Here is a 21,423-nt window from a genome sequence, read left to right as displayed (position 1 = left end):
ACGGCGATCGGCAGCGGGTAGGCGCACAACGGCCCGGCGAAGAGGAGCGGTGTACGTGAGCGAGAGCAACGGGGAGGCCGTCGCGGCGGTCGTCGCCTCCGCCACGGAGGCCGCCACCGAGGTCGCCGTCGGCGGCTGGCGCCGGGCGACCGGCATCGCCGGGGTCGCGATAGGCGTGGTCGCGGCGGGTGCCGCGGCCGGCGTGGCGATAGAGCGGCTCACGGTCGGCCGCGGGATGCGCCAGAAGGCCCGGCTCGCCCTCGACTCGGCGGGCCCGTACGGCGGACTGCGCGGCACCCCCGGCAAGGCGTACGCCGAGGACGGCACCGAGCTGTACTACGAGGTCGACGACCTTGCCCCGGACGCCGAGGCCGACCGCGCCCCGCGCCGCAGGCGGCTGTTCGGCCGCAGGGCGCCCGCGCCCGTCACCGTCGTCTTCAGCCACGGCTACTGCCTCAACCAGGACTCCTGGCACTTCCAGCGGGCGGCCCTCAGAGGCGTCGTCCGCACCGTCTACTGGGACCAGCGCAGCCACGGCCGGTCCGGGCGGGGCGTGGCCCAGACGCGGGACGACCGGCCGGTCAGCATCGAGGACCTGGGCCGCGACCTCAAGGCCGTCATCGACGCGGCCGCGCCCGAGGGCCCGATCGTGCTGGTCGGCCACTCCATGGGCGGCATGACCGTGATGGCGCTGGCCGACGCCTTCCCCGACCTGGTCCGCGAGCGCGTCGTCGGCGTCGCCCTCGTCGGCACGTCGTCCGGGCGGCTCGGCGAGGTCAACTTCGGGCTGCCGGTGGCCGGCGTCAACGCGGTGCGACGGGTGCTGCCGGGCGTGCTGAGGGCGCTCGGGCAGCGGGCCGAGCTGGTGGAGCGGGGGCGGCGGGCGACGGCGGACCTGTTCGCCGGGATCATCAAGCGGTACTCGTTCGCGTCCCGGGACGTCGACCCGGCCGTGGCCCGGTTCGCCGAGCGGATGATCGAGTCGACGCCGATCGATGTCGTCGCCGAGTACTACCCGGCCTTCAACGACCACGACAAGACCGAGGCCCTCGCCCACTTCGCCGGCCTTCCGGTGCTGGTGCTGGCCGGGGTGCGGGACCTGGTGACGCCGAGCGAGCACAGCGAGGCGATCGCCGACCTGCTGCCGGACGCCGAACTGGTGCTGGTCCCCGACGCGGGGCACCTGGTGATGCTGGAGCACCCGGAGCTGGTCACGGACCGCCTCGCCGATCTGCTCGCCCGCGCGGGCGCGGTGCCGGCAGCGGCTACCGTGGACGGCTATGGAAGCACCAGCAGCAGCGCAGGGCCCGGCTGAGCCGTCCGGGTCCTCCGGGACGTCCGGCTCCTCCGGGGCCTCGGAGCACGCCCCCGATGTCGAGATCACTGTCACCTCCCCCGAGCAGATGCGGGAACTGGGCCGCAGGCTCGCCAAACTGCTGCGCGCCGGAGACCTGGTGATGCTCAGCGGTGAGCTGGGCGCGGGCAAGACGACCCTGACCCGCGGTCTCGGCGAGGGCCTCGGCGTGCGCGGCGCCGTCACCTCCCCGACCTTCGTGATCGCCCGCGTGCACCCCTCGCTCGGTGCCGGCCCGCCGCTCGTCCACGTGGACGCCTACCGGCTGTCCGGCGGACTGGACGAGATGGAGGACCTCGACCTGGACGTCTCCCTGTCCGACTCGGTGATCGTGGTCGAGTGGGGCGAGGGCAAGGTGGAGGAGCTGACCGAGGACCGGCTGCGGGTCTGGATCGACCGGGCCGTCGGCGACACCACCGACGAGGTGCGGCACGTGACGGTGACCGGCCTCGGCGAGCGGTGGGCCACGGCCGACGTGAGCGTCCTCGCCGGCTGAGCCGCCCCGGCACGCCCCGGCACGCCCCTCGCGCGGGATTTTCCGACAAGGCGTCGGCAAAAGATTGCTTTCCGGGTCTTGCCCGTGGTCACATGGTACTCAGCTCGTAGTTAGGCATGCCTTACTGCGCCCGCCCCCGAGCTTCAGGAGGCGTCCATGTCGTCCATGTCCCAGGTCCAGCCGCAGGACCGCCCGAGGCCCCGGTCGTCCGCGCCCGCCGGGGTGTCGATGGGTGACCTGCTCGCCTCCTGTGCCGCCGCGACGGCGGTCTCGACGCCGCCCCGCGCCCCCGAGCCGGAGACGCGTCGGCCGGTCCGTGACCAGCACGGCCACCGTGACGACCGCGACCACCGCGACCACCGCGAGGCCGCCTGACGCCCGTGCGTCCCGCGCGTCCCGTGCGCTGTACGGGGGCGGCGGCCGCTGTCAGGGGACGACGACGACCTGCCGCCCGATCGTCGCGAACTCCCACATCGCGTCGCCGTCCGCGCGTGACTCGCGGATGCCGCCGGTGGGCCGGTCCGGGTCGGGCCTGGCCGTCGAGCCGTCGACCGCCGCGCTGAACCCGACGGCCACGCCGTCGGCGCTGGTGAAGCGCACCACGTGTTCGACCGGGACGCCGTCGGACCCGGTGATCCGGTTGGACCGGGACGTGACCGTGTAGGCGCCCGGGGCCGGGTCGACCGTACTGGGCGTGACCTCGTAGGTGCGCTGCACCTTGTTCCCCGGGCCGACCAGCCACACGCGGTCGTCGTCCACCGAGTACACCACCCGTTCACCCGTTCCGGACCCCGCGGGCAGGGCGTCGGGGTGCCGCCGGTCGCGCGGTGCCTTGACGGCGCCCGGGGCGGGGCTGCTGGTCGCGTGGGTCCGGTCGAGGTCGGCCGGGGCGCTGACGGACGCCTGGTGGGCGAGGACGCCGATCGTCACGAGGGCCGCCGTGACGAGGCCGGTGACGATACCGGCGCTGCTGCTTGCCACTGGCGACCACCTCGTCGTCGTACTCGTCCGTCCGTTCCCGGCGACGGTAGCAGTACGTAAGTGGATGAACGCGGTGCGCGACACGGGGGACGGCCGGGCCGGGGCAGGCCGGGGAGGCCGGGGGCCGGGGAGGCCGGGGAGGCCGGGGAGGCCGGGGGCGGGCCATGGGTTCGGGTCGGGCCATGGGGTCGGGCCCGGGCTGGAATCGGGCCGCCGGGCGCCCCCGGATTGTCCACAGGCCTCGGGTTGTCCACAGGGCGTCCGGTGCGGGCCGTGCGGCGCCGTAGGCTGTTTGCGTGCTCTTGCTCGCTCTGGATACCGCCACGCCCGCCGTGACCGTCGCGCTGCACGACGGTACGGACGTCATCGCCTCGTCGAGCCAGGTGGACGCACGCCGGCACGGTGAGCTGCTGCTGCCCGCCGTCGACCGGGTGCTCACCGAGGCCGGCCTGCGGCTCGACGCCGTCACCGGCATCGTCGCGGGTACCGGCCCCGGCCCGTACACGGGGCTGCGCGTCGGCCTGATGACCGCGGACGCCTTCGGGCTCGCGCTCGGCGTGCCCGTGCACGGCGTGTGCACGCTGGACGGCCTCGCGTTCGCCGCCGACCTGGAGGGCCCCTTCGTGGTGGCGACCGACGCCCGCCGGAAAGAGGTCTACTGGGCGCGGTACGCCGACTCCCGCACCCGCCTCACCGACCCGGCCGTCGACCGCCCCGCCGACATCGCCGAGCAGGTGGCCGGGCTCCCGGCGGTCGGCGCCGGCGCGCTGCTCTACCCGGACACCTTCCCCCGGACGCACGAGCCGGAGCACGTGTCCGCCGCCGCACTGGCCCGGCTGGCCGCCGAGAAGCTCGCGGCGGGGGAGGAGCTGCCCGCGCCCCGGCCGCTGTACCTGCGCCGGCCCGACGCCCAGGTCCCCAAGAACTACAAGGTGGTCACCCCCAAGTGACCGAGTCAGCCACTGCCGAGTCCGCACCTGCCGTACTGCGCGAGATGCGCTGGTGGGACATCGACCCCGTGCTCCGCATGGAGCGGGAGCTGTTCCCGGAGGACGCCTGGTCGCGGGGGATGTTCTGGTCCGAGCTGGCGCACGCGCGCGGACCGGGGGCGACCCGGCGGTACCTCGTCGCCGAGGACGACGGCCAGGTCGTCGGCTACGCGGGCCTGGTCACCTCCGGGGAGCAGGCCGACGTGCAGACCATCGCCGTCTCCCGCGACCACTGGGGCACCGGCCTCGGCGCGCGGCTGCTGACCGAGCTGCTGCGCGCGGCGACCGCCTTCGAGTGCACCGAGGTGCTGCTGGAGTGCCGGGTGGACAACACCCGCGCCCAGCGGCTGTACGAGCGCTTCGGCTTCGAGCCCATCGGCTTCAGACGCGGCTACTACCAGCCGGGCAACGTGGACGCCCTGGTGATGCGCCTGACCGACCCTTCCACCTCCGTACCGGGAACCGAACGAGGAACCGACAACCATGGCTGACTCACGCGACGAGCCTCTCGTCCTGGGGATCGAGACCTCCTGCGACGAGACCGGCGTCGGTGTCGTCCGCGGCACCACCCTGCTGGCCGACGCCGTCGCGTCCAGCGTCGACGAGCACGCCCGCTTCGGCGGCGTCGTCCCGGAGGTGGCGAGCCGCGCCCACCTGGAGGCGATGGTGCCGACCATCGAACGCGCCCTCAAGGAGGCCGGGGTCAGCGCCCGCGACCTCGACGGCATCGCCGTCACCGCCGGACCCGGCCTCGCGGGTGCCCTGCTGGTCGGCGTCTCTGCGGCGAAGGCGTACGCCTACGCGCTCGGCAAGCCCCTGTACGGCGTCAACCACCTCGCCTCGCACATCTGCGTCGACCAGCTCGAACACGGCGCGCTGCCCGAGCCGACGATGGCCCTGCTGGTCTCCGGCGGGCACTCCTCCCTGCTTCTCTCCACGGACATCACCTCAGACGTCCGTCCCCTCGGCGCGACCATCGACGACGCGGCCGGCGAGGCCTTCGACAAGATCGCCCGCGTGCTGAACCTGGGCTTCCCCGGCGGTCCGGTCATCGACCGGTACGCGTGCGAGGGCGACCCGAACGCGATCGCCTTCCCACGCGGTCTGACCGGCCCGCGCGATGCGGCGTACGACTTCTCCTTCTCCGGTCTCAAGACAGCCGTGGCCCGCTGGATCGAGGCGAAGCGGGCGGCGGGGGAGGAGGTGCCGGTGCGCGACGTGTCGGCGTCCTTCCAGGAGGCGGTCGTGGACGTGCTGACCCGCAAGGCGGTACGGGCCTGCAAGGACGAGGGCGTCGACCACCTGATGATCGGCGGCGGCGTGGCCGCCAACTCCCGGCTGCGGGCGCTCGCCCAGGAGCGTTGCGAGGCGGCCGGCATCCGGCTGCGGGTGCCGCGCCCCAAGCTGTGCACGGACAACGGCGCGATGGTCGCCGCGCTCGGTGCCGAGATGGTGGCGCGCAACCGCGCCGCCTCCGACTGGGACCTGTCGGCGGACTCGTCCCTGCCGGTGACGGAACCGCACGTGCCCGGCCACGGCCACGCGCACGGCCACGACCATGTCCACGAGGTCAGCAAGGAGAACCTGTACTCGTGAGCATCGCGCTGATGTGGGAGGCGCGGGCCGTGCCCGGCCGCGGCGACGAGCTGCTGGCCTGGGCCCGAGCCCAGCCGCTCGACGGCACCCCGGCCCGTCGAGAGACCCTGCGGGCCCCGCAGGACCGCGTCCTCGTCATCACCTGGTGGGACGCCGCGTACGACGCCGAACTCCCGGAGCTGCCCGAACCGGACGAGGGGCTGGTGACGCGGGCGGTGCACCGGTGGCGGTTCGAGTCGGTCGACGGTGACGACGGTGACGACGGTGGCAACGGCCAGTCGGTCGACGGTGGCGGCGGCCGGGCGGTCGGGGGCGGCGACGGTCGGTCGGCCGAATGATTCGGGCCTACCGGCGAATGTTCCGATGGTCTCCGGTTGGGTGACCCCTTCGTCAGGCGGCCCCATGGGGTTACGATCGCCGCCATGACATCCCCGCAGCCCGCTGAAACCCCGACGCGAAAGCGGTCCGCGCAGACCGCGACCCTCGCCGAGATCGCGCGTGAGGCCGGTGTGTCGGCGCCGACTGTTTCGAAGGTGCTCAACGGCCGCGCCGACGTCGCCCCGTCGACCAGGGCCCGCGTCGAGGAGCTGCTGCGCGTTCACGGCTACCGGCGCAGGCGGGCCGAGTCGACCCGGTCGCCGCTGATCGACCTGGTCTTCCACGAGCTGGAGAGCGCCTGGGCGATGGAGGTCATCCGCGGCGTGGAGAACGTGGCCCGGGACACGGGGCTCAGCGTCGTGCTCTCCGAGAGCGCGGGCCGCCTCACGCCCGGCCGGACCTGGGCCGACCAGGTCGCCGCCCGCCGTCCGCACGGCGTGATCCTCGTCCTGTCCGGCCTCGACGATTCCCAGCGGGCCCTGCTCACCAGCCGGTCCATCCCGTTCGTGGTGATGGACCCGGCCGGCGACCCGGGCGCCGACGTGCCGTCCATCGGCGCCACCAACTGGCAGGGCGGACTCGCCGCCACCCGGCACCTGGTCGACCTCGGCCACACCCGCATCGGCGCGATCAGCGGACCCACCCGCATGATGTGCAGCCGCGCCCGCATCGACGGCTACCGGGCCGCCCTGGAGACGGCGGGGCTGCCGGTCGACCCCGACCTGATCGTGACCGGCGACTTCCACCACGAGGCCGGCTACCGGCAGGGCCTGGAACTGCTGCGCCGCCCGGACCGGCCGACCGCCGTCTTCGCCGGCAACGACCTCCAGGCGCTCGGGCTGTACGAGGCCGCGCGCGAGCTGGGGCTGCGCATCCCGCAGGACCTGAGCGTGGTCGGGTTCGACGACCTGCCGGTGGCCCGCTGGGTGGGGCCGCCGCTGACGACCGTACGGCAGCCGCTGATGGAGATGGCCGAGGCGGCGGCCCGGCTGGTCCTGGACCTCGGGCGGGACGACGGCTCCCCGACCGCGACCCGTGTGGAGCTGGCCACCAGCCTGGAGGTGCGCAGCAGTACGGCGTCGCGGGAGGCGTAGGCGGCCTTCACGCGCGCTGACCCGCCCTCACCCGACCGTGCCCGCCAGCACGCGCCCCCAGGCCCGAAACGTTCGGCAGTCTCCGAAGTCTGAGAATTTCCGCAGAAGCCCGACCCACCTGTTCCAGTTTCAATAATTCGGACTTATGTTCCTTCCGGTGGGGCATCCGAGTGGGGACGCGAACGAGACGGGCGGGGCGGGGGCTGACGCATGGCGGCGCGGGGCGGGCAGGACGAGCGGGACGGCCGCCGGAAGGGGCTCAGGGCGGCCGGCCTGGCCCTGACCGGCGCCCTGCTGCTCGGCGCCGGGGCGGCGGGCTGGGCCTACTGGCACCTGAACGGCAACATCAAGAGCGTCGACATCAACGGCGCGCTCGGCGACGACCGGCCCGCCCGCCCCGCCACCGTCCCCTCCGCCTCGCCCTCCGGGTCCCCGGCGCCCACCGGCGCCCTGAACCTCCTCGTCCTAGGCTCCGACTCGCGCAGCGGCGAGGAGAACCAGGAGCTGGGCGGCGGCGACAGCGGGGGTGCCCGCTCCGACACGGCGATGGTCGTCCACCTTGACGCGGGCCGTACCGCCGCCACCGTCGTCAGCATCCCGCGCGACACCCTCGTCGAGCGGCCCTCCTGCCCGCTGCCGTCCGGCGGTACGACCCGCGAGGCGAGCGGCGCCATGTTCAACACCGCCTACGAACTGGGCGGGCCGGTCTGCGCCGTGAAGACCGTCGAGTCGCTCACCGGGGTCCGCATGGACCACTACGTCGAGGTCGACTTCTCCGGCTTCGCCGACCTGGTCGACGCGCTCGGCGGGGTCACCGTCACCACGGACGTGGACATCGACGACGACAAGAGCCACCTGCACCTGGACGCCGGCACCCACCACCTCGACGGCACCGAGGCCCTCGGCCTGGCCCGCACCCGGTACGGGCTGGAGGGCGGCAGCGACCTCGCCCGGATAGAGCTCCAGCACAAGCTCGTCAAAGCGCTGCTGGAGCAGGTCTCCGCCACCGACCTGCTCACCGACCCCGCACGCCTCTACCAGGTCGCGGACGCGCTCACCGGCAGTCTCACCACCGACACCGGCCTGGACTCGCTGGGCGAGCTGACGAACCTGGGCCGCAGCCTCGGGGACCTCGCCGCGGACGACGTACGCACGCTGACGATGCCGGTGCTGCCCGCGCCCTCCGATCCCAACCGGGTGGTGGCGGACCAGCCGGACGCCGCCGACCTGTGGGAATCGCTCCGCTGAGAAATTTCCGGGGAAATTCCAGGGGGAATCTCGCCGCGGGTGTCGATCCACGGCTCTCCCGTTCGACGCAAGGGGTGAGAGGCCGGGGAGAACCCGGCCGCCGAACCACCCCGAGGAGTCACCATGCCCCGCTACCTGTCGCTGATCCGCATCGAGGAGTCCGACGCCCTGTCCGGTGGCCCCAGCCCCGAGCTGATCCAGCGGATGGAGAAGCTGATGGAGGAGATGACCAAGGCGGGCGTCCTGCTGGACACGGCCGGGCTAACCCCGACCGCCCAGGGCACCCGCGTCCACTACGAGGGCGGACAGCTCTCCGTCACCGACGGGCCCTTCACCGAGACCAAGGAGGTCGTCGGCGGCTACTCGCTCCTCCAGGCCAAGGACATGGCCGAGGCGGTCGAGTGGACCAAGCGCTTCCTGAAGGTGCACGAGGAGTACTGGACGGTGACCTGCGAGGTCCGGGAGCTGATGGAGGGCTGAGCCGACGCAGGAGCGGCCGAGTCCCGTTTTGCCCCGGCGGCCCGAGGGTGTTGCATGGTGGGCTGTGGAAGCGCAGCCCACCGCCGCCCTCGAAACCGTCTTCCGGCTGGAGTCGCCCCGCGTCATCGCCGGCGTGGCCCGGCTCGTCCGGGACGTCGGCATCGCCGAGGAACTCACCCAGGACGCCCTGGTCGCGGCCCTGGAGCAGTGGCCCCGGGACGGCGTGCCCGACAACCCGGGCGCCTGGCTCATGGCCACCGCCCGCCGCCGCGCCGTCGACCTGATCCGGCGCCGGGAGACCTACGCCCGCAAGCTCGCGGAGATCGGCCGGGACCTGCCCGCCTCGGCGCCCCCGCCCGAGGAGCCCGCCGACCCCGAGGACATCGACGACGACCTGCTCCGACTGGTCTTCACCGCCTGCCACCCGGTGCTGTCCGCCGAGGCGCGCATCGCCCTCACCCTCCGCCTGCTCGGCGGCCTGACCACGCCGGAGATCGCCCGCGCCTGCCTCGTCCCGGAACCGACGGTCGCCCAGCGCATCGTGCGCGCCAAACGCACCCTGGCCAGGAAGAACGTCGATTTCGAGGTACCGTACGGACCCGACCGCGCGGCCCGCCTCGGCTCGGTCCTGGAGGTCATCTACCTGATCTTCAACGAGGGCTACGCGGCCACCGCCGGCGACGACTGGCTCCGCCCCGCCCTGTGCGAGGACGCCCTGCGCCTGGCCCGCGTCCTGTCCGCCCTGATGCCGAAGGAACCCGAAGTCCACGGCCTGACCGCGCTGCTGGAGTTCCAGTCCTCCCGCACCGCCGCCCGCACCGGCCCCGACGGTGAGCCGGTGCTGCTGAGGGACCAGAACCGCCACCGCTGGAACCGCCTGCTCATCGCCCGCGGCATCACCGCCCTGGACCACGCCCACGCCGCCACCGGCTCCGGCGCCCCGGGCCCGTACGTCCTCCAGGCCGCGATCGCCGCCTGCCACGCGACGGCGTACACGTACGAGGAGACCGACTGGCCCCGCATCGCCACGCTCTACGGCCTGCTCGCGGCCCGCGCCCCGTCCCCGGTCGTCGAACTCAACCGCGCGGTCGCCGTCTCCATGGCCGAGGGCCCGGCCCCCGCCCTCGCCCTCGTCGACGCCCTCGCCGCCGAACCCGCCCTGCGCGACTACCACCTGCTCCCCAGCGTCCGCGGCGACCTCCTGCTCCGCCTGGACCGTACGGCCGAGGCCCGCACGGAGTTCGAACGGGCCGCGTCCCTGACCCGCAACGAACGCGAACGCGCCCTCCTGCTGCGCCGTGCGGAGGAATGCGGCTAGGCAGCGCTCGGCGGGCACACGCCGCGGACGCCGTACGGCCGTGGTACGAACGGCAGTTGGGCCGGGCCGCCGTCGGCGACCAAGATCGCTTCTGGCTACAGTGCTCGGACACGGGGGGATGCCCCCACGCACAGAAGCGGAGAAAGCACGCGGGGGAAGATCACCGCTGCCTGGGCGGTACTGGCCGCCCTGGCCCTGAGCAGCGGATGCAGCAGCGAGGCGGCGGAGGGCGGCGGCCTGCCGAGTGCCGACAGCATGAAAGGCCGTCCACGCCTACGCGGACTCCTACGCCCCCTGCGGCCCGGTGGAGCTGAACTCCGAGGAGGGCAGCAGGCCGGCGGCGGCCAAGGACCCCTCCTGGTCCATCGAGGAGCGCGGGGTGTGCGAGGACGCCTCAGGCCGCACCATCACACTGCTGCGCACCGAGGACATGGCCGACTTCCAGAAGGCGGTGAAGCGGGAGGGCGGCCGGGGACTGCTCGTCGGCCGGGACTTCGCGGTCGAACCCACGGGAGAAGAATCCATCACCCAGCTCCTGGAGAGCGACCTGATGTATCTCGACTGCGACCCCGACGACGAGGTTCCCAGCGGCTACGAGAAGGAGAAGGTGCTCGTCGAAGGCTGCCGGCTGACGAAGTACGTGAACTTCGACTGACGCCGTCGCGGCATCCCGGCCGTGCCCGGCGTCGGCCCGGCACGGCTCAGGACGGGGGCGCCGGCTGCCCGATCAGCATCGTCGGTGCCCCCGCGACCCGCGTCAGGAACACGGTCGCAGCGTTCGGACCCTGCGGTTTCACCTTCCTCCGCAGCTCCTCCGGCTCGACCGCCGAGCCCCGCTTCTTCACGGTCAGCGTGCCGACGCCGCGCTCCCGCAGCAGCGCCTTCAGCTTCTTGACGTTGAAGGGCATCCGGTCGGTGATCTCGTACGCCGTGGCGTACGGCGTCGGCAGCAGTGCGTCCCCGGTGACGTACGCGATCGTGGCGTCGAGCAGCCCGCCGCCGACCTGTTCGGCGACCTCGGCGACCAGGTGGGCCCGGATGACGGCGCCGTCCGGCTCGTAGAGGTACCGGCCGGGCGTGCGGACCTCCGGGTCGGGCAGGCCGGTGCCGGGCAGGGTGCGGGGCCCGGGCAGCAACGTGGCCCGCACCGCCCCCGCCGACGCGCCGGCTCCGAACCACAGCACGGCCTCCTTCACGTCCCCGCCATCGGAGATCCACTCCACCTCGGCGTCCTCGGGCACCGCCTCGTGCGGAATGCCGGGCGCCACCTTGAGCGCGGCGGCGCCGGAGGCCGTACGGGCCGCCCGCACGGCCCAGGACAACGGCGGCGAGTACGCCTCGGGGTCGAAGATCCGGCCCCGTCCGCCCCGCCGCGCCGGGTCGACGAACACGGCGTCGTACCCGCCCGTGTCCACCTCCGTCACATCCGCCTCGCGCACCTCGATCAGGTCGGCCAGCCCCAGCGCGTCGGCGTTGGCACGGGCCGCCGCGGCCGTGACCGGGTCCCGGTCGACGGCAAGGACCCGGATCCCGGCCCGCGCCAGCGCGATCGCGTCGCCCCCGATCCCGCAGCACAGGTCGGCGACGGAGGTCACGTCCAGCGCCGCGAACCGCCCGGCCCGGTACGCCGCCACGCTCGCGCGCGTCGACTGCTCGACCCCGTTGGGCGTGAAGAACATCCGCCCGGCGTCCTCGGCCCCGAACTTCGCCACCGCCCGCTGCCGCAGCCGCGCCTGCCCGAGCGCGGCCGAGACCAGCTCGGCGGGGTGCGTGCGCCGCAGCCGGGTCGCGACCGCCAACTCCTGTGCGGGGTCGGTGTCGCGCACCTCGTCGAGCAGCGCGCGGCCTTCGGGAGCGAGCAGGGCGAGGAGGGAATCGAGGTCGTTCACCGGGACATTGTGGGCCAGTCGGTGGATGGTGCGCCTCCGGCGCGGTGTCGGGCCGGGTTCGCAGGCCGGCGACTGCGAGGATCCGGCACCATGCGAGAAGTCGTACAAAATGACAAAAGTCGGGCATCGCGTCGCGTATCCCGGGCAGCCGGTCCCGCACCCCGCAGAGCACTTCGCCGGCGCGGAGCGATCGCCACCGCCGTCCTCGTCGTCGCCGCCCTCGCCGGCGGCTGTGCGCAGGGCGACTCCTCCGAAGTACGGGGTGCCGCCGGCCAGCAGGCCCCGAAGGCGCCCCCGGCCCGCGCGGTCGACGGCGCGGCCAAGGCGCGCGAGGCCAGGGCCGCCCTGGCCGCCGCCGCCAAGCGCTGGGACCTCAAGAAGGTGCCGCTGACGGCTCCCGCGCCCCCGGAGGAGAAGCCGCAGATCAAGGCCCGCGAGGGCTTCGAGGTCGACGGCCAGGAGGAGGACAGCCTCCCGCCGGTCTTCACCACGGTCCCCACCAAGGAGAAGATCGTCTTCCTCACCATCGACGACGGCGCCGAGAAGGACCCGGCGTTCCTGAAGATGATGAGCGAGCTGAAGATCCCGTACACCGTCTTCCTCACCGACGAGGAGATCAAGGACGACTACGGCTACTTCAAGAAGATGCAGGCCCGGGGCATCACCCTCAACAACCACACCCTGAGCCACCCCTACCTCCCCGCGCTCTCCTACGAGGAGCAGCAGCGCGAGATCTGCGGCATGCAGGACGTGATGGAGAAGCACTACGGCAAGCGCCCCGTCCTCTTCCGCCCGCCCTACGGCAACTACAACCGCGACACCCTGCGCGCCGCCAAGTCCTGCGGCATCAAGTACGCCCCGATCTGGAGCGAGGAGGTGTACGTCGACCACTGGGAGTACCGCGAGTGGGACCAGGACCTGCACCCCGGCGACATCGTCCTCACCCACTTCCGGGGCACGAACGACTGGGACGGCACCATGACCGACATGGTCCGCCGCTTCCTGAACCGGATCACCGCCGACGGGTACGCGGTGGCCCGCCTGGAGGACTACCTGTGAGGCGAGGGCGGTTCCGCCCGGCCGGCGCCGCCCTGGCCGCCCTACTGCTCGCACTGCTCCCGCTCACCGGCTGCGACCGGCTCGCCGCCCCCGCCGAACACGCGGCGGCGGCCGGAGAGCCCGCCCAGGACGGCGACCGGGACAGCGACCGGGCCGGCGACCGGGACCAGGCCCTGCCGCCCGTCGTGGAGCACGTCCGCACCACCGACCGGGTCGTCTTCCTCACCTACGACGACAGCGCCGAGCGCGACCCCGCCTTCGCCGGCCTGATCCGCGAACGACGGCTCCCGGTCACCCTGTTCCTCACCGACACCGTCGCCGGACCGGCCTACGGCGACTTCGCCCGGCTGCGCCCGTTCGGCGCGAGCCTGCAGAACCACACCCTCGACCACCGTTCCCTGCGCGGCCTGCCCTACGCCGGGCAGCGAGCCGAGATCTGCGGCCAGCAGACCAAGCTCAAGTCCCGCTTCGGCGTCCGCGCCCACCTCTTCCGCCCGCCGCACGGCACGTACGACACCACGACCCTGCGCGCCGCCGCCGACTGCGGCATCACGGCCCTCGTCCTGTGGCGCGCCACCCTCGACACCGGGGGCACCCTCACCTACACCCGCGGCGACCACCGCCTCCACCCCGGCGACATCGTGGCCGTGGACCCGGACCACCCGACCGCCGAGAACCTGACCGCCCGCACGGAACGTTTGCTGAAGACGATCGAGGAGCAGGGGCTGAGGGTGGGCAACCTGGAGGACTACCTCTGACCTCTCGATGCCGGTCGGCGTCATCCAGCCCGTCCGGCGTTCGAGGACGAGGCCGTCCAGGCCGAAAGCGGGGGTCTGGGGGCGGCAGCCCCCAGCGACGCCCACACCCACGCAGGGTGCCTTCACGAACCGGCGTTCACCCGAAATCCCCGCCGACGCGCCGCCGGCATTGGCACTCCGCTTGACCGAGTGCTAATCGCGGTCATAGTCTCGGCTCTGGCACTCCCCACCGGAGAGTGCCAACACAGCGACGGGCAGGTCCGGCACCCGCGACGACGGATCGACCTGGTCGCCACCTCAGACAGTTAACCCCGTGAGATCTCCGAAGGGGGAGGTCGGATCGTGACGACCGCCAGCTCCAAGGTTGCCATCAAGCCGCTCGAGGACCGCATCGTGGTCCAGCCGCTCGACGCCGAGCAGACCACGGCTTCGGGCCTGGTCATTCCGGACACCGCCAAGGAGAAGCCCCAGGAGGGCGTCGTCCTGGCCGTGGGCCCGGGCCGCTTCGAGGACGGCAACCGTCTTCCGCTCGACGTCAGCGTCGGCGACGTCGTGCTCTACAGCAAGTACGGCGGCACCGAGGTGAAGTACAACGGCGAGGAGTACCTCGTCCTCTCGGCCCGCGACGTGCTCGCGATCGTCGAGAAGTAGTTCACCCGAAGCACCTTGCTTTCCAGCTGCGCCCCTGGCTCCCGCGACCATAAAAAGCCGGGCGTCGGGGGCGCAGTTGCCGTATAACCCCAAAATTTCCGGAAGAGGGCTCACGCTCCCATGGCGAAGATCCTGAAGTTCGACGAGGACGCCCGTCGCGCCCTCGAGCGCGGCGTCAACAAGCTCGCCGACACCGTGAAGGTGACGATCGGCCCCAAGGGCCGCAACGTCGTCATCGACAAGAAGTTCGGCGCCCCCACCATCACCAACGACGGCGTCACCATCGCCCGCGAGGTCGAGGTCGAGGACCCGTACGAGAACCTCGGCGCCCAGCTGGTGAAGGAGGTGGCGACCAAGACCAACGACATCGCGGGTGACGGCACCACCACCGCCACCGTGCTCGCCCAGGCGCTCGTGCGCGAGGGCCTGAAGAACGTCGCCGCGGGCGCCTCCCCGGCGCTGCTGAAGAAGGGCATCGACGCGGCCGTCGCCGCCGTGTCGGAGGACCTTCTCGCCACCGCGCGCCCGATCGACGAGAAGTCCGACATCGCCGCCGTGGCCGCGCTGTCCGCCCAGGACCAGCAGGTCGGCGAGCTGATCGCCGAGGCGATGGACAAGGTCGGCAAGGACGGTGTCATCACCGTCGAGGAGTCCAACACCTTCGGTCTGGAGCTGGACTTCACCGAGGGCATGGCCTTCGACAAGGGCTACCTGTCGCCGTACTTCGTGACGGACCAGGAGCGCATGGAGGCCGTCCTCGACGACCCGTACATCCTGATCAACCAGGGCAAGATCTCCTCCATCGCGGACCTGCTGCCGCTGCTGGAGAAGGTCATCCAGGCGGGCGCCTCCAAGCCGCTGCTGATCATCGCCGAGGACCTGGAGGGCGAGGCGCTCTCCACCCTCGTCGTCAACAAGATCCGCGGCACGTTCAACGCGGTCGCCGTCAAGGCCCCCGGCTTCGGTGACCGCCGCAAGGCGATGCTGCAGGACATGGCCGTCCTCACCGGCGCCACGGTCATCTCCGAGGAGGTCGGCCTCAAGCTCGACCAGGTCGGCCTCGAGGTGCTCGGCACCGCTCGCCGCATCACCGTCACCAAGGACGACACCACGATCGTCGACGGTGCCGGCAAGCGCGACGAGGTCGAGGGCCGCATCAACCAGATCAAGGCCGAGATCGAGTCCACGGACTCCGACTGGGACCGCGAGAAGCTCCAGGAGCGCCTCGCGAAGCTGGCCGGCGGCGTGTGCGTGATCAAGGTCGGCGCCGCCACCGAGGTGGAGCTGAAGGAGCGCAAGCACCGTCTGGAGGACGCCATCTCCGCGACCCGCGCCGCGGTCGAGGAGGGCATCGTCTCCGGTGGTGGCTCCGCGCTGGTCCACGCCGTCAAGGTGCTCGAGGGCAACCTCGGCAAGACCGGCGACGAGGCCACCGGTGTCGCGGTCGTCCGCCGCGCCGCCGTCGAGCCGCTGCGCTGGATCGCCGAGAACGCCGGCCTGGAGGGCTACGTCATCACCTCCAAGGTCGCCGAGCTCGACAAGGGCCAGGGCTTCAACGCCGCCACCGGCGAGTACGGCGACCTGGTCAAGGCCGGCGTCATCGACCCGGTGAAGGTCACCCGCTCCGCCCTGGAGAACGCCGCCTCCATCGCCTCCCTCCTGCTGACGACCGAGACCCTGGTCGTCGAGAAGAAGGAAGAGGAAGAGCCGGCCGCCGCGGGCCACGGCCACGGCCACGCCCACTGAGCGCTGCGCTGAGCTGAACGGTGCCCGGTCCCCTGCGGGGGGCCGGGCACCGTTTCTTGGTGCCGGGTGGGCGCCTGCCCCGTCGGGCTTCGGCCGGGTGCGACGCCGTCGTGATTGCCTACGCAGTCCCCCGCGCCCCTTGCGGGGCGCTTCCCCCAACGAGCCTCACCGGTGCCACGACGCGCCGAAGCCTGCGGCGGCCACTTGTGGCGGTCGGTCCGCCGGCTGTCGCGGTGGTCGGACCGTTGACCGTCGGGCTGCCCTTTCGGCGACATGAAGACGGCGTGTCACCGAAAAGCCGTCACAGCAGCCCGCTCAGTGGCAGTACGCGCTCGGCGAGCCGCCCCCGCAGCCTTTCTCCCGAGGCGTCGGCCTCCTCCAGCCAGCCTGCGGCGACCAGCAGTCCGGAGTGCTCGCAGACGTCCTCCGGCCGCAGGCCGCAGAACGAGGCGACCGCGTCCAGCGCGAGACCGTCGCCGTCCTCACCGGTGTCTCCGAGGCGCCCGTCGGGATGGCTGTGGGCGGCGGTGTACACGGCGAGGAGCCGCGTGGCGGCCCCCGCCTTCTTCTTCCGCAGCTTCCGGTCGCCCACCACCTTCTGCGCCCACCCCGAGAGCCTCGCCCGGGTGACCTTGCCGAAGTAGAACGGGCGGGGCTGGGTGGGAATGAGCGTGGGCACCGTGACCTGAGTGGGCTCCTCGGGCCGGGACATGAGCGCGTCGTCGGCGGTGACGTCCTCCGGCAGCCGCAGCCAGCCCGCGTCGACCAGCTGCTGGAGCACCCGCTCGGCATCGCCCTGCAGCCAGCCGACGAGGTCCTGCCCGGTGACGTTCCCGGTACCGGCGCGCGCGGCCCGCAGGGTGAGCATCAGCACCGCGAGCCGAGCCTCCGCCTCGGGGAGCGGGGAGTCGGCGCGGACGTGCTCCAGCACATTGCGGGCGTGGACCCCCTGGCCCCGGGTCAGCAACCGCTCGACCACCGGCCCCTCTCCGTCCACCTGGAGGCCGCGCCGGTTGGCGTCCATCTCGCGGGTGGTCAGCGCGGCCGCCGCAGCCCGGTCCGCCTCTTCCCGCAGGGTCTCGTCGCCGGTGACGTCGGCCCACAGGGCGAAGGCACGGGCCTTGCGGTCGTGGAGTTCGGCGAGGACGGCGAGGTCCGGCTCGGGCCGCCGCTGATACGCGCGGAACGCGTCCCCGAGTTCGGTCAGCTCCAGGCGCAGCGCCTCTGGCTGGAGGTCGTCCGGCACGATCCGCTGCGCGACCTTCGCCCATCGCCTCGCCTTCCGGGACCCGGCAGGGACACCGCCGGGCCGGGGACGCGGCGTGGGCCGGGCGTGCGGGACGGAGGCAGCCCGGGCACCGGCCGCACCGGGGCGGGCGGAGGCCGGGACCGCCGACGGCGACCTACTGCCACCGCCGGGAGCGTCGGAGAACAGCACCGTCCCGCCCCCGGTCGCCGCCCCTTGGCCCCTCGTCACCCTGTCCGTACGCCCCCTGTCGGTGCCGTCGACGAACAGTTCGCCCCGGTCACCATTGCCCGCGTTCACGCGATGCCGCCCTCTCCCTCGCCGAACCTGCGACCTCCCGCCCGCTGCGGGCGCAGCCACCCGACGCTATGTCGCACCGGCACCCCGCCGAGCAAAGGATCGGGATAGACCACACGTTCGGGTGACGACCCGTTCCGGGCGCCGGCCGTCGACCGTCACGCTCGGTGAAGCCCGCGCTGGTGTACTTCGGCGGCGATGGGCCGGCGATGGGCGGCGTAGAGCGCGGCGACGGCCTGCCGTCGAGCGGTGCTGTTCGAACCAGGCGGTCTCGGCGCCGCTGCGAGCCGCCGCGGAACGCCACGTGTCGGCGACCCCCTCTGCTCAGGCGTTTGCCTATTCGGGTAGCGGGCGGCCAGGTGCAGAGGGCGACCTCCACGTCCTCGTCGGCGGCCGGCCTCAGAGCCCCGTCCAGGTGGGCGAACTCGTCGTCGTCGAGGACGCACCACTCGACGACAGGCAGGAATCCTGGTCCGCACCTGAGACAGCCGGCCCGGAGTACTCAGGCGAGTACTCGAACACCAGGGGCGCTGCTTCTGTCCGGATCCTCTCCTTGTCCTCGCTCGAGAACGTGAAGAAGTAGGCCCCTGGCCCCCGGCCATCGTTGTACTTGATGAACAACTGACGGCCGTGGTTCACGACGCGATCGCCACCAGTGCGGCACCGTGCATGAAGTCTTCGTGATCAATCATTGCGCCACCCCCCGGTCGATATTAGGCGGCGCAAGGACACCGAGCCGTCGATTCAGTCAGGAGAGGCCCGCACCGAGTCTCTGCGCTTACTGCGGCCCGTACTTCCGCCCCGTCCGCGACGTGATCCCGCCCAGCAGTCCCCGCGGCACCAGCTTCGCCGCGCCCATCAGGGTCTTGTAGCGCGGGTCGGGGATCGACAGGGACTTCCCGCGGGACAGGTCGGCGAGGGCCGCCGCGACGACGTTGTCCGCGTCGAGCCACATCCAGTTCGGGATGTTGTCCGTGCCCATGCCGGCGCGCTCGTGGAACTCCGTGCGGATGAAGCCGGGGGCCAGGGCCATGAGGCGTACGCCGCTGCCGGCCAGGTCCTTCGCCACGCCCTGGGTGAACTGCACGACCCACGCCTTGGAGGCGCCGTAGGTGCCGCGCGGGACGAAGGCGGCGACCGAGGCCACGTTGACGACGCCGCCGCGGCCCCGCCCCCGCATCCCCTCCACCGCCGCCGAGGTCAGCCGGAGCACCGCCTCGCAGTGCACCTTGAGCATGGTCAGCTCGTCGGCCATGGAGACGTCGAGGAAACGGCCCTTGTTGCCGAAACCGGCGTTGTTGATCAGCAGGTCGACGGGGTTCCTGCGGTCTCCCAGTCGGGCGGCCACCGCGTCGATGCCGGCGTCCGTCGACAGGTCCGCCGTCAGCACCTCCGCCTCGATGCCGTGCCGGTCGTGCAGTTCGGTGGCCTGTTCGCGCAGCCGCTTGGTGTCGCGGGCCACCAGCACCAGGTCGTGTCCGTCGGCCGCCAGCCGGCGCGCGAACGCGGCGCCGAGGCCGGCCGTCGATCCCGTAATCAATGCCGTTGTCATGGCGCAAGGTTAGGGCGCGGGATCATGGGTGCGGACCGAGCACGTCCGCTTCGCTCAGGCGCCGTACTCCGCCACGTACTTCCGCGCCGACGCCAGCGCCTCCGGGTGCAGTGCCTCGCCCGCCGCGAGCAGCCGGGGGAGCAGCTCCCGCTGGGTCGTCACCGCGCGGAACTGCAGGGCCACCGTCACCTCGTGGGAGGGACGGTGCACGATCCGCACCGGGTCGCCCGCGCGGATCTCACCGGGCTCCAGGACGCGGAAGTAGGCACCCGGCGCGCCCTTCTCCGTGAAGCGCTTCACCCAGCGCGGCTCGCCCAGGTGGCCCTGGAAAGTACGGCAGGGGATGCGTCCGGACGTCACCTCCAGGAGCAGCTCCGACCCGACCCGCCAGCGCTCTCCGATGAGGGCGCCGGCGAGGTCCAGGCCCGTGGTGGTGAGGTTCTCGCCGAACGAGCCGTTCGGCAGTTCCCGGCCCAGTTCGCGCTCCCAGGCGTCCATGTCCTCGCGCGCCATCGCGTACACCGCCTGGTCGTCGCCGCCGTGGTGCCGCGTGTCGCAGACGGTGTCGCCGGCCAGGCCGCTCGCCCCGACGCCCTTCGGCCCGGGCGCCGCCACCCGTACGGGGCCATCGGCAGGGCGCTTGTCGATGCCGGTGACGCCCTCGGGCTGGTCCGTGTACGGCACGGCCTTCGCGCGGCCCAGGTTGACGGCCAGAAGCCTCATGGCGGGAAGGTGCATGCGAGAACGGTAGGTCATGCGCGGTCAAAGCGGCGACGCATTTTTCGGCGCCCGGCCAAAGGGTCGCTTATCCTCGGGGGTGTGATCGAGGCTCGTCATCTCCGTGTACTGCGCGCCGTGGCGTCGACCGGCTCCTTCTCCGCCGCGGGGCGCGAGCTGGGCTGCACCCAGCCCGCCGTCAGCCAGCAGATGAAGGCCCTGGAGTCCTCCGTCGGCACGCCCCTGCTCGTCCGCACCGGACGCGAGATGCGGCTGACCCAGGCCGGAGAGGCGCTGGTGCGGCACGCGGCGGGGATCATCGCCGGGCTCACGGCGGCCGAGGAGGAGGTCGCCGCGATCGCCGGGCTGCGCGCCGGGCGGGTCCGGCTGGTCTCCTTCCCCAGCGGCAGCTCCACCCTCGTACCGACCGCCCTGGCCGCGCTGCGCGCCGCACACCCCGGCACCCGGGTCTCCCTGGAGGAGGCCGAGCCGCCCAACTCCGTCGAGCTGCTGCGCGAGGGCGACTGCGACGTGGCCCTCGCCTTCCGCTACGAGGGCGCGGCCGGCGCGGAGGAGTGGGACGACCTCGTCGTACGGCCGCTGCTGACCGACCGGCTGGTGGCGCTGGTGCCCGAGGGCCACCGGCTCGCCCGTACCGAAGGGGCCGTGGCCATCGGGGAGCTGGCCCGGGAGTCCTGGATCGCGGGCTGCCCGCGCTGTCGCGGCCAGCTGGTCGAGGTGTGCGAGGGGGCCGGTTTCTCCCCCCGCATCGACTTCGCGACCGACGACTACCCGGCGGTGGTCGGCCTGGTCGGCGCGGGCCTCGGCGTGGCCGTGCTGCCCCAGCTCGCCGTCGAGTCCGTACGGCCCAGGGGTGTGCGTACGGTCACGCTGGAGCCGGCCGTGCGGCGGGAGATCGTCGCGCTCACGCTGCCCGACCTGGCGCAGGTGCCGGCGGTGACGGCCACCCTGGACGAGCTGGCCCGGGCGGGCGTGCGCCAGTCGTCGGCGCGCTGACCGCGTCCGGGGACACCTTGTCGAGGCTTTGGGAGTCCTCCTCGGGTCCTCCCAGAGAAACGTTCCTTCAGTGAGGTGCGGCCGCCTCCCCGCCGGCCGACGCCGAGGCCGTCGCCGCCACCAGGCGGTTGCGGGCCCGTCCCATGAGTTCTTCGCGCTCGTCCTCGGTCAGCCCGCCCCACACGCCGTACGGCTCCCGCACCGCCAGCGCGTGCGCCGCGCACTCGGCGCGGACCGGGCACCTCATGCAGACCTCCTTGGCCGAGTTCTCGCGAGCACTCCGTGCCGCACCGCGTTCGCCTTCCGGATGGAAGAAGAGCGAGCTGTCCACCCCGCGGCACGCAGCCAGGAGCTGCCAGTCCCACAGGTCCGCGTTCGGTCCGGGAAGGCGGGAGAAATCTGCCATTGCGTGACCCCTTGTAGCCGTTCTGGGTGGATACGGTGTCCACGACCGTACAACTACGATCTAAGGAGATGAAAATATGACTCATTGCGAATCTAGTCGCAGACACCAGCGAAGTGGAAGAAAAGCGGCTGAATGGGGCACCGCTTGTGAT

Annotated in this window: 22 protein-coding genes and 1 pseudogene; 17 read left to right on the top strand and 6 right to left on the bottom strand. The window is 72.6% G+C overall.

All coding sequences use genetic code 11. The annotated features are described in order from the left end of the window. Nucleotides 1–55: 55 nt before the first annotated feature. The 3 genes from ABS735_RS32930 (at nt 56) to ABS735_RS32920 (ending at nt 2,225) form a co-directional block, all read left to right on the top strand. Nucleotides 56–1,315: an alpha/beta fold hydrolase gene (locus ABS735_RS32930; RefSeq protein ID WP_373901483.1), complete on the top strand. Its 1,260-nt coding sequence runs from the start codon at nt 56–58 to the stop codon at nt 1,313–1,315. 64 nt (nt 1,316–1,379) lie between these two features. Then, a complete protein-coding gene (gene tsaE / locus ABS735_RS32925; protein WP_373901636.1) occupies nt 1,380–1,850 on the top strand; it encodes a tRNA (adenosine(37)-N6)-threonylcarbamoyltransferase complex ATPase subunit type 1 TsaE in 471 nt (156 codons plus the stop codon). A gap of 156 nt (nt 1,851–2,006) precedes the next feature. Further along, nucleotides 2,007–2,225 carry a hypothetical protein gene (locus ABS735_RS32920; protein ID WP_373901484.1) on the top strand — a complete coding sequence of 73 codons (219 nt, stop codon included), beginning with the start codon at nt 2,007–2,009 and terminating at the stop codon, nt 2,223–2,225. 51 nt (nt 2,226–2,276) lie between these two features. Here the strand turns inward: ABS735_RS32920 and ABS735_RS32915 are convergent, their stop codons facing one another. Then, the gene (locus ABS735_RS32915) at nt 2,277–2,831 is read right to left on the bottom strand and encodes a hypothetical protein (RefSeq protein WP_373901485.1); all 555 of its coding nucleotides are present in this window, start codon (nt 2,829–2,831) and stop codon (nt 2,277–2,279) included. 296 nt (nt 2,832–3,127) lie between these two features. On the opposite strand from ABS735_RS32915, the gene tsaB reads away from it, so the two are divergent. From tsaB to ABS735_RS32870, 9 genes and pseudogenes are all read left to right on the top strand, one after another. After that, a complete protein-coding gene (tsaB, locus tag ABS735_RS32910; protein WP_373901486.1) occupies nt 3,128–3,781 on the top strand; it encodes a tRNA (adenosine(37)-N6)-threonylcarbamoyltransferase complex dimerization subunit type 1 TsaB in 654 nt (217 codons plus the stop codon). A 44-nt stretch (nt 3,782–3,825) separates the two neighbouring features. Further along, complete coding sequence (gene rimI, locus ABS735_RS32905; protein ID WP_476755892.1) at nt 3,826–4,311, top strand: ribosomal protein S18-alanine N-acetyltransferase; 486 nt, start codon at nt 3,826–3,828, stop codon at nt 4,309–4,311. Next, on the top strand, nt 4,304–5,416 hold the full coding sequence (tsaD, locus tag ABS735_RS32900; protein ID WP_373901488.1) for a tRNA (adenosine(37)-N6)-threonylcarbamoyltransferase complex transferase subunit TsaD: 1,113 nt from the start codon (nt 4,304–4,306) through the stop codon (nt 5,414–5,416). Before rimI ends, tsaD begins: the two co-directional genes overlap by 8 nt. Further along, nucleotides 5,413–5,667: pseudogene (locus ABS735_RS32895) on the top strand (hypothetical protein); the annotation flags it as partial. The gene tsaD and the pseudogene ABS735_RS32895, both read left to right, overlap by 4 nt. A 171-nt stretch (nt 5,668–5,838) precedes the next feature. After that, complete coding sequence (locus tag ABS735_RS32890) at nt 5,839–6,888, top strand: LacI family DNA-binding transcriptional regulator (RefSeq protein WP_373901489.1); 1,050 nt, start codon at nt 5,839–5,841, stop codon at nt 6,886–6,888. Between the two features lie 210 nt (nt 6,889–7,098). Beyond that, nucleotides 7,099–8,136, top strand: a complete 1,038-nt coding sequence (locus ABS735_RS32885; protein WP_373901490.1) for an LCP family protein — start codon at nt 7,099–7,101, stop codon at nt 8,134–8,136. A 123-nt stretch (nt 8,137–8,259) separates the two neighbouring features. Further along, on the top strand, nt 8,260–8,616 hold the full coding sequence (locus ABS735_RS32880; RefSeq protein WP_373901491.1) for a YciI family protein: 357 nt from the start codon (nt 8,260–8,262) through the stop codon (nt 8,614–8,616). 64 nt (nt 8,617–8,680) lie between these two features. Further along, nucleotides 8,681–9,934 carry an RNA polymerase sigma factor gene (locus tag ABS735_RS32875; protein ID WP_373901492.1) on the top strand — a complete coding sequence of 418 codons (1,254 nt, stop codon included), beginning with the start codon at nt 8,681–8,683 and terminating at the stop codon, nt 9,932–9,934. 304 nt (nt 9,935–10,238) lie between these two features. Then, complete coding sequence (locus ABS735_RS32870) at nt 10,239–10,589, top strand: hypothetical protein (RefSeq protein ID WP_373901493.1); 351 nt, start codon at nt 10,239–10,241, stop codon at nt 10,587–10,589. A 46-nt stretch (nt 10,590–10,635) separates the two neighbouring features. Here ABS735_RS32870 and ABS735_RS32865 read toward each other — a convergent pair whose 3' ends face one another. After that, nucleotides 10,636–11,823, bottom strand: coding sequence for a class I SAM-dependent methyltransferase (locus ABS735_RS32865; RefSeq protein ID WP_476755863.1), 1,188 nt, complete (start codon nt 11,821–11,823; stop codon nt 10,636–10,638). Nucleotides 11,824–11,913: 90 nt separating this feature from the next. Between ABS735_RS32865 and ABS735_RS32860 the strand changes: the two genes are divergently transcribed. From ABS735_RS32860 to groL, 4 genes are all read left to right on the top strand, one after another. Further along, nucleotides 11,914–12,882, top strand: coding sequence for a polysaccharide deacetylase family protein (locus ABS735_RS32860; RefSeq protein WP_373901495.1), 969 nt, complete (start codon nt 11,914–11,916; stop codon nt 12,880–12,882). After that, nucleotides 12,879–13,640: a polysaccharide deacetylase family protein gene (locus ABS735_RS32855; protein ID WP_373901496.1), complete on the top strand. Its 762-nt coding sequence runs from the start codon at nt 12,879–12,881 to the stop codon at nt 13,638–13,640. Before ABS735_RS32860 ends, ABS735_RS32855 begins: the two co-directional genes overlap by 4 nt. A gap of 342 nt (nt 13,641–13,982) precedes the next feature. Then, nucleotides 13,983–14,291: a co-chaperone GroES gene (gene groES / locus ABS735_RS32850; RefSeq protein WP_019329594.1), complete on the top strand. Its 309-nt coding sequence runs from the start codon at nt 13,983–13,985 to the stop codon at nt 14,289–14,291. Nucleotides 14,292–14,411: 120 nt separating this feature from the next. Further along, nucleotides 14,412–16,037 (top strand): chaperonin GroEL, encoded by a 1,626-nt coding sequence (groL, locus tag ABS735_RS32845; RefSeq protein ID WP_373901497.1) that lies wholly within the window; start codon nt 14,412–14,414, stop codon nt 16,035–16,037. 301 nt (nt 16,038–16,338) lie between these two features. Here the strand turns inward: groL and ABS735_RS32840 are convergent, their stop codons facing one another. The 3 genes from ABS735_RS32840 to ABS735_RS32830 form a co-directional block, all read right to left on the bottom strand. Beyond that, nucleotides 16,339–17,283 carry a hypothetical protein gene (locus ABS735_RS32840; protein ID WP_373901498.1) on the bottom strand — a complete coding sequence of 315 codons (945 nt, stop codon included), beginning with the start codon at nt 17,281–17,283 and terminating at the stop codon, nt 16,339–16,341. Nucleotides 17,284–18,358: 1,075 nt separating this feature from the next. Beyond that, nucleotides 18,359–19,132, bottom strand: a complete 774-nt coding sequence (locus tag ABS735_RS32835) for an SDR family NAD(P)-dependent oxidoreductase (protein WP_373901499.1) — start codon at nt 19,130–19,132, stop codon at nt 18,359–18,361. 54 nt (nt 19,133–19,186) lie between these two features. Beyond that, the gene (locus ABS735_RS32830; protein ID WP_373901637.1) at nt 19,187–19,855 is read right to left on the bottom strand and encodes an MOSC domain-containing protein; all 669 of its coding nucleotides are present in this window, start codon (nt 19,853–19,855) and stop codon (nt 19,187–19,189) included. Between the two features lie 96 nt (nt 19,856–19,951). Between ABS735_RS32830 and ABS735_RS32825 the strand changes: the two genes are divergently transcribed. After that, on the top strand, nt 19,952–20,866 hold the full coding sequence (locus ABS735_RS32825; protein ID WP_373901500.1) for a LysR family transcriptional regulator: 915 nt from the start codon (nt 19,952–19,954) through the stop codon (nt 20,864–20,866). Between the two features lie 67 nt (nt 20,867–20,933). Here the strand turns inward: ABS735_RS32825 and ABS735_RS32820 are convergent, their stop codons facing one another. Then, nucleotides 20,934–21,272, bottom strand: a complete 339-nt coding sequence (locus ABS735_RS32820; RefSeq protein ID WP_029394253.1) for a WhiB family transcriptional regulator — start codon at nt 21,270–21,272, stop codon at nt 20,934–20,936. Between the last annotated feature and the right edge of the window lie 151 nt (nt 21,273–21,423).

This window comes from Streptomyces sp. MMCC 100, assembly GCF_041538145.2.
GTDB lineage: Bacteria > Actinomycetota > Actinomycetes > Streptomycetales > Streptomycetaceae > Streptomyces.
This window is presented reverse-complemented; position numbering and strand designations above follow the sequence as displayed.

What these genes read in the sequence shown, in the direction of transcription:
- ABS735_RS32920 (WP_373901484.1), top strand. Translation starts at nt 2,007, where the DNA reads ATGTCGTCCATGTCCCAGGTCCAGCCGCAGGACCGCCCGAGGCCCCGG.
- rimI (WP_476755892.1), top strand. Translation starts at nt 3,826, where the DNA reads ATGCGCTGGTGGGACATCGACCCCGTGCTCCGCATGGAGCGGGAGCTG.
- tsaD (WP_373901488.1), top strand. Translation starts at nt 4,304, where the DNA reads ATGGCTGACTCACGCGACGAGCCTCTCGTCCTGGGGATCGAGACCTCC.
- ABS735_RS32890 (WP_373901489.1), top strand. Translation starts at nt 5,839, where the DNA reads ATGACATCCCCGCAGCCCGCTGAAACCCCGACGCGAAAGCGGTCCGCG.
- ABS735_RS32885 (WP_373901490.1), top strand. Translation starts at nt 7,099, where the DNA reads ATGGCGGCGCGGGGCGGGCAGGACGAGCGGGACGGCCGCCGGAAGGGG.
- ABS735_RS32880 (WP_373901491.1), top strand. Translation starts at nt 8,260, where the DNA reads ATGCCCCGCTACCTGTCGCTGATCCGCATCGAGGAGTCCGACGCCCTG.
- ABS735_RS32860 (WP_373901495.1), top strand. Translation starts at nt 11,914, where the DNA reads ATGCGAGAAGTCGTACAAAATGACAAAAGTCGGGCATCGCGTCGCGTA.
- groL (WP_373901497.1), top strand. Translation starts at nt 14,412, where the DNA reads ATGGCGAAGATCCTGAAGTTCGACGAGGACGCCCGTCGCGCCCTCGAG.
- ABS735_RS32835 (WP_373901499.1), bottom strand. Translation starts at nt 19,132, where the DNA reads ATGACAACGGCATTGATTACGGGATCGACGGCCGGCCTCGGCGCCGCG.
- ABS735_RS32830 (WP_373901637.1), bottom strand. Translation starts at nt 19,855, where the DNA reads ATGAGGCTTCTGGCCGTCAACCTGGGCCGCGCGAAGGCCGTGCCGTAC.
- ABS735_RS32820 (WP_029394253.1), bottom strand. Translation starts at nt 21,272, where the DNA reads ATGGCAGATTTCTCCCGCCTTCCCGGACCGAACGCGGACCTGTGGGAC.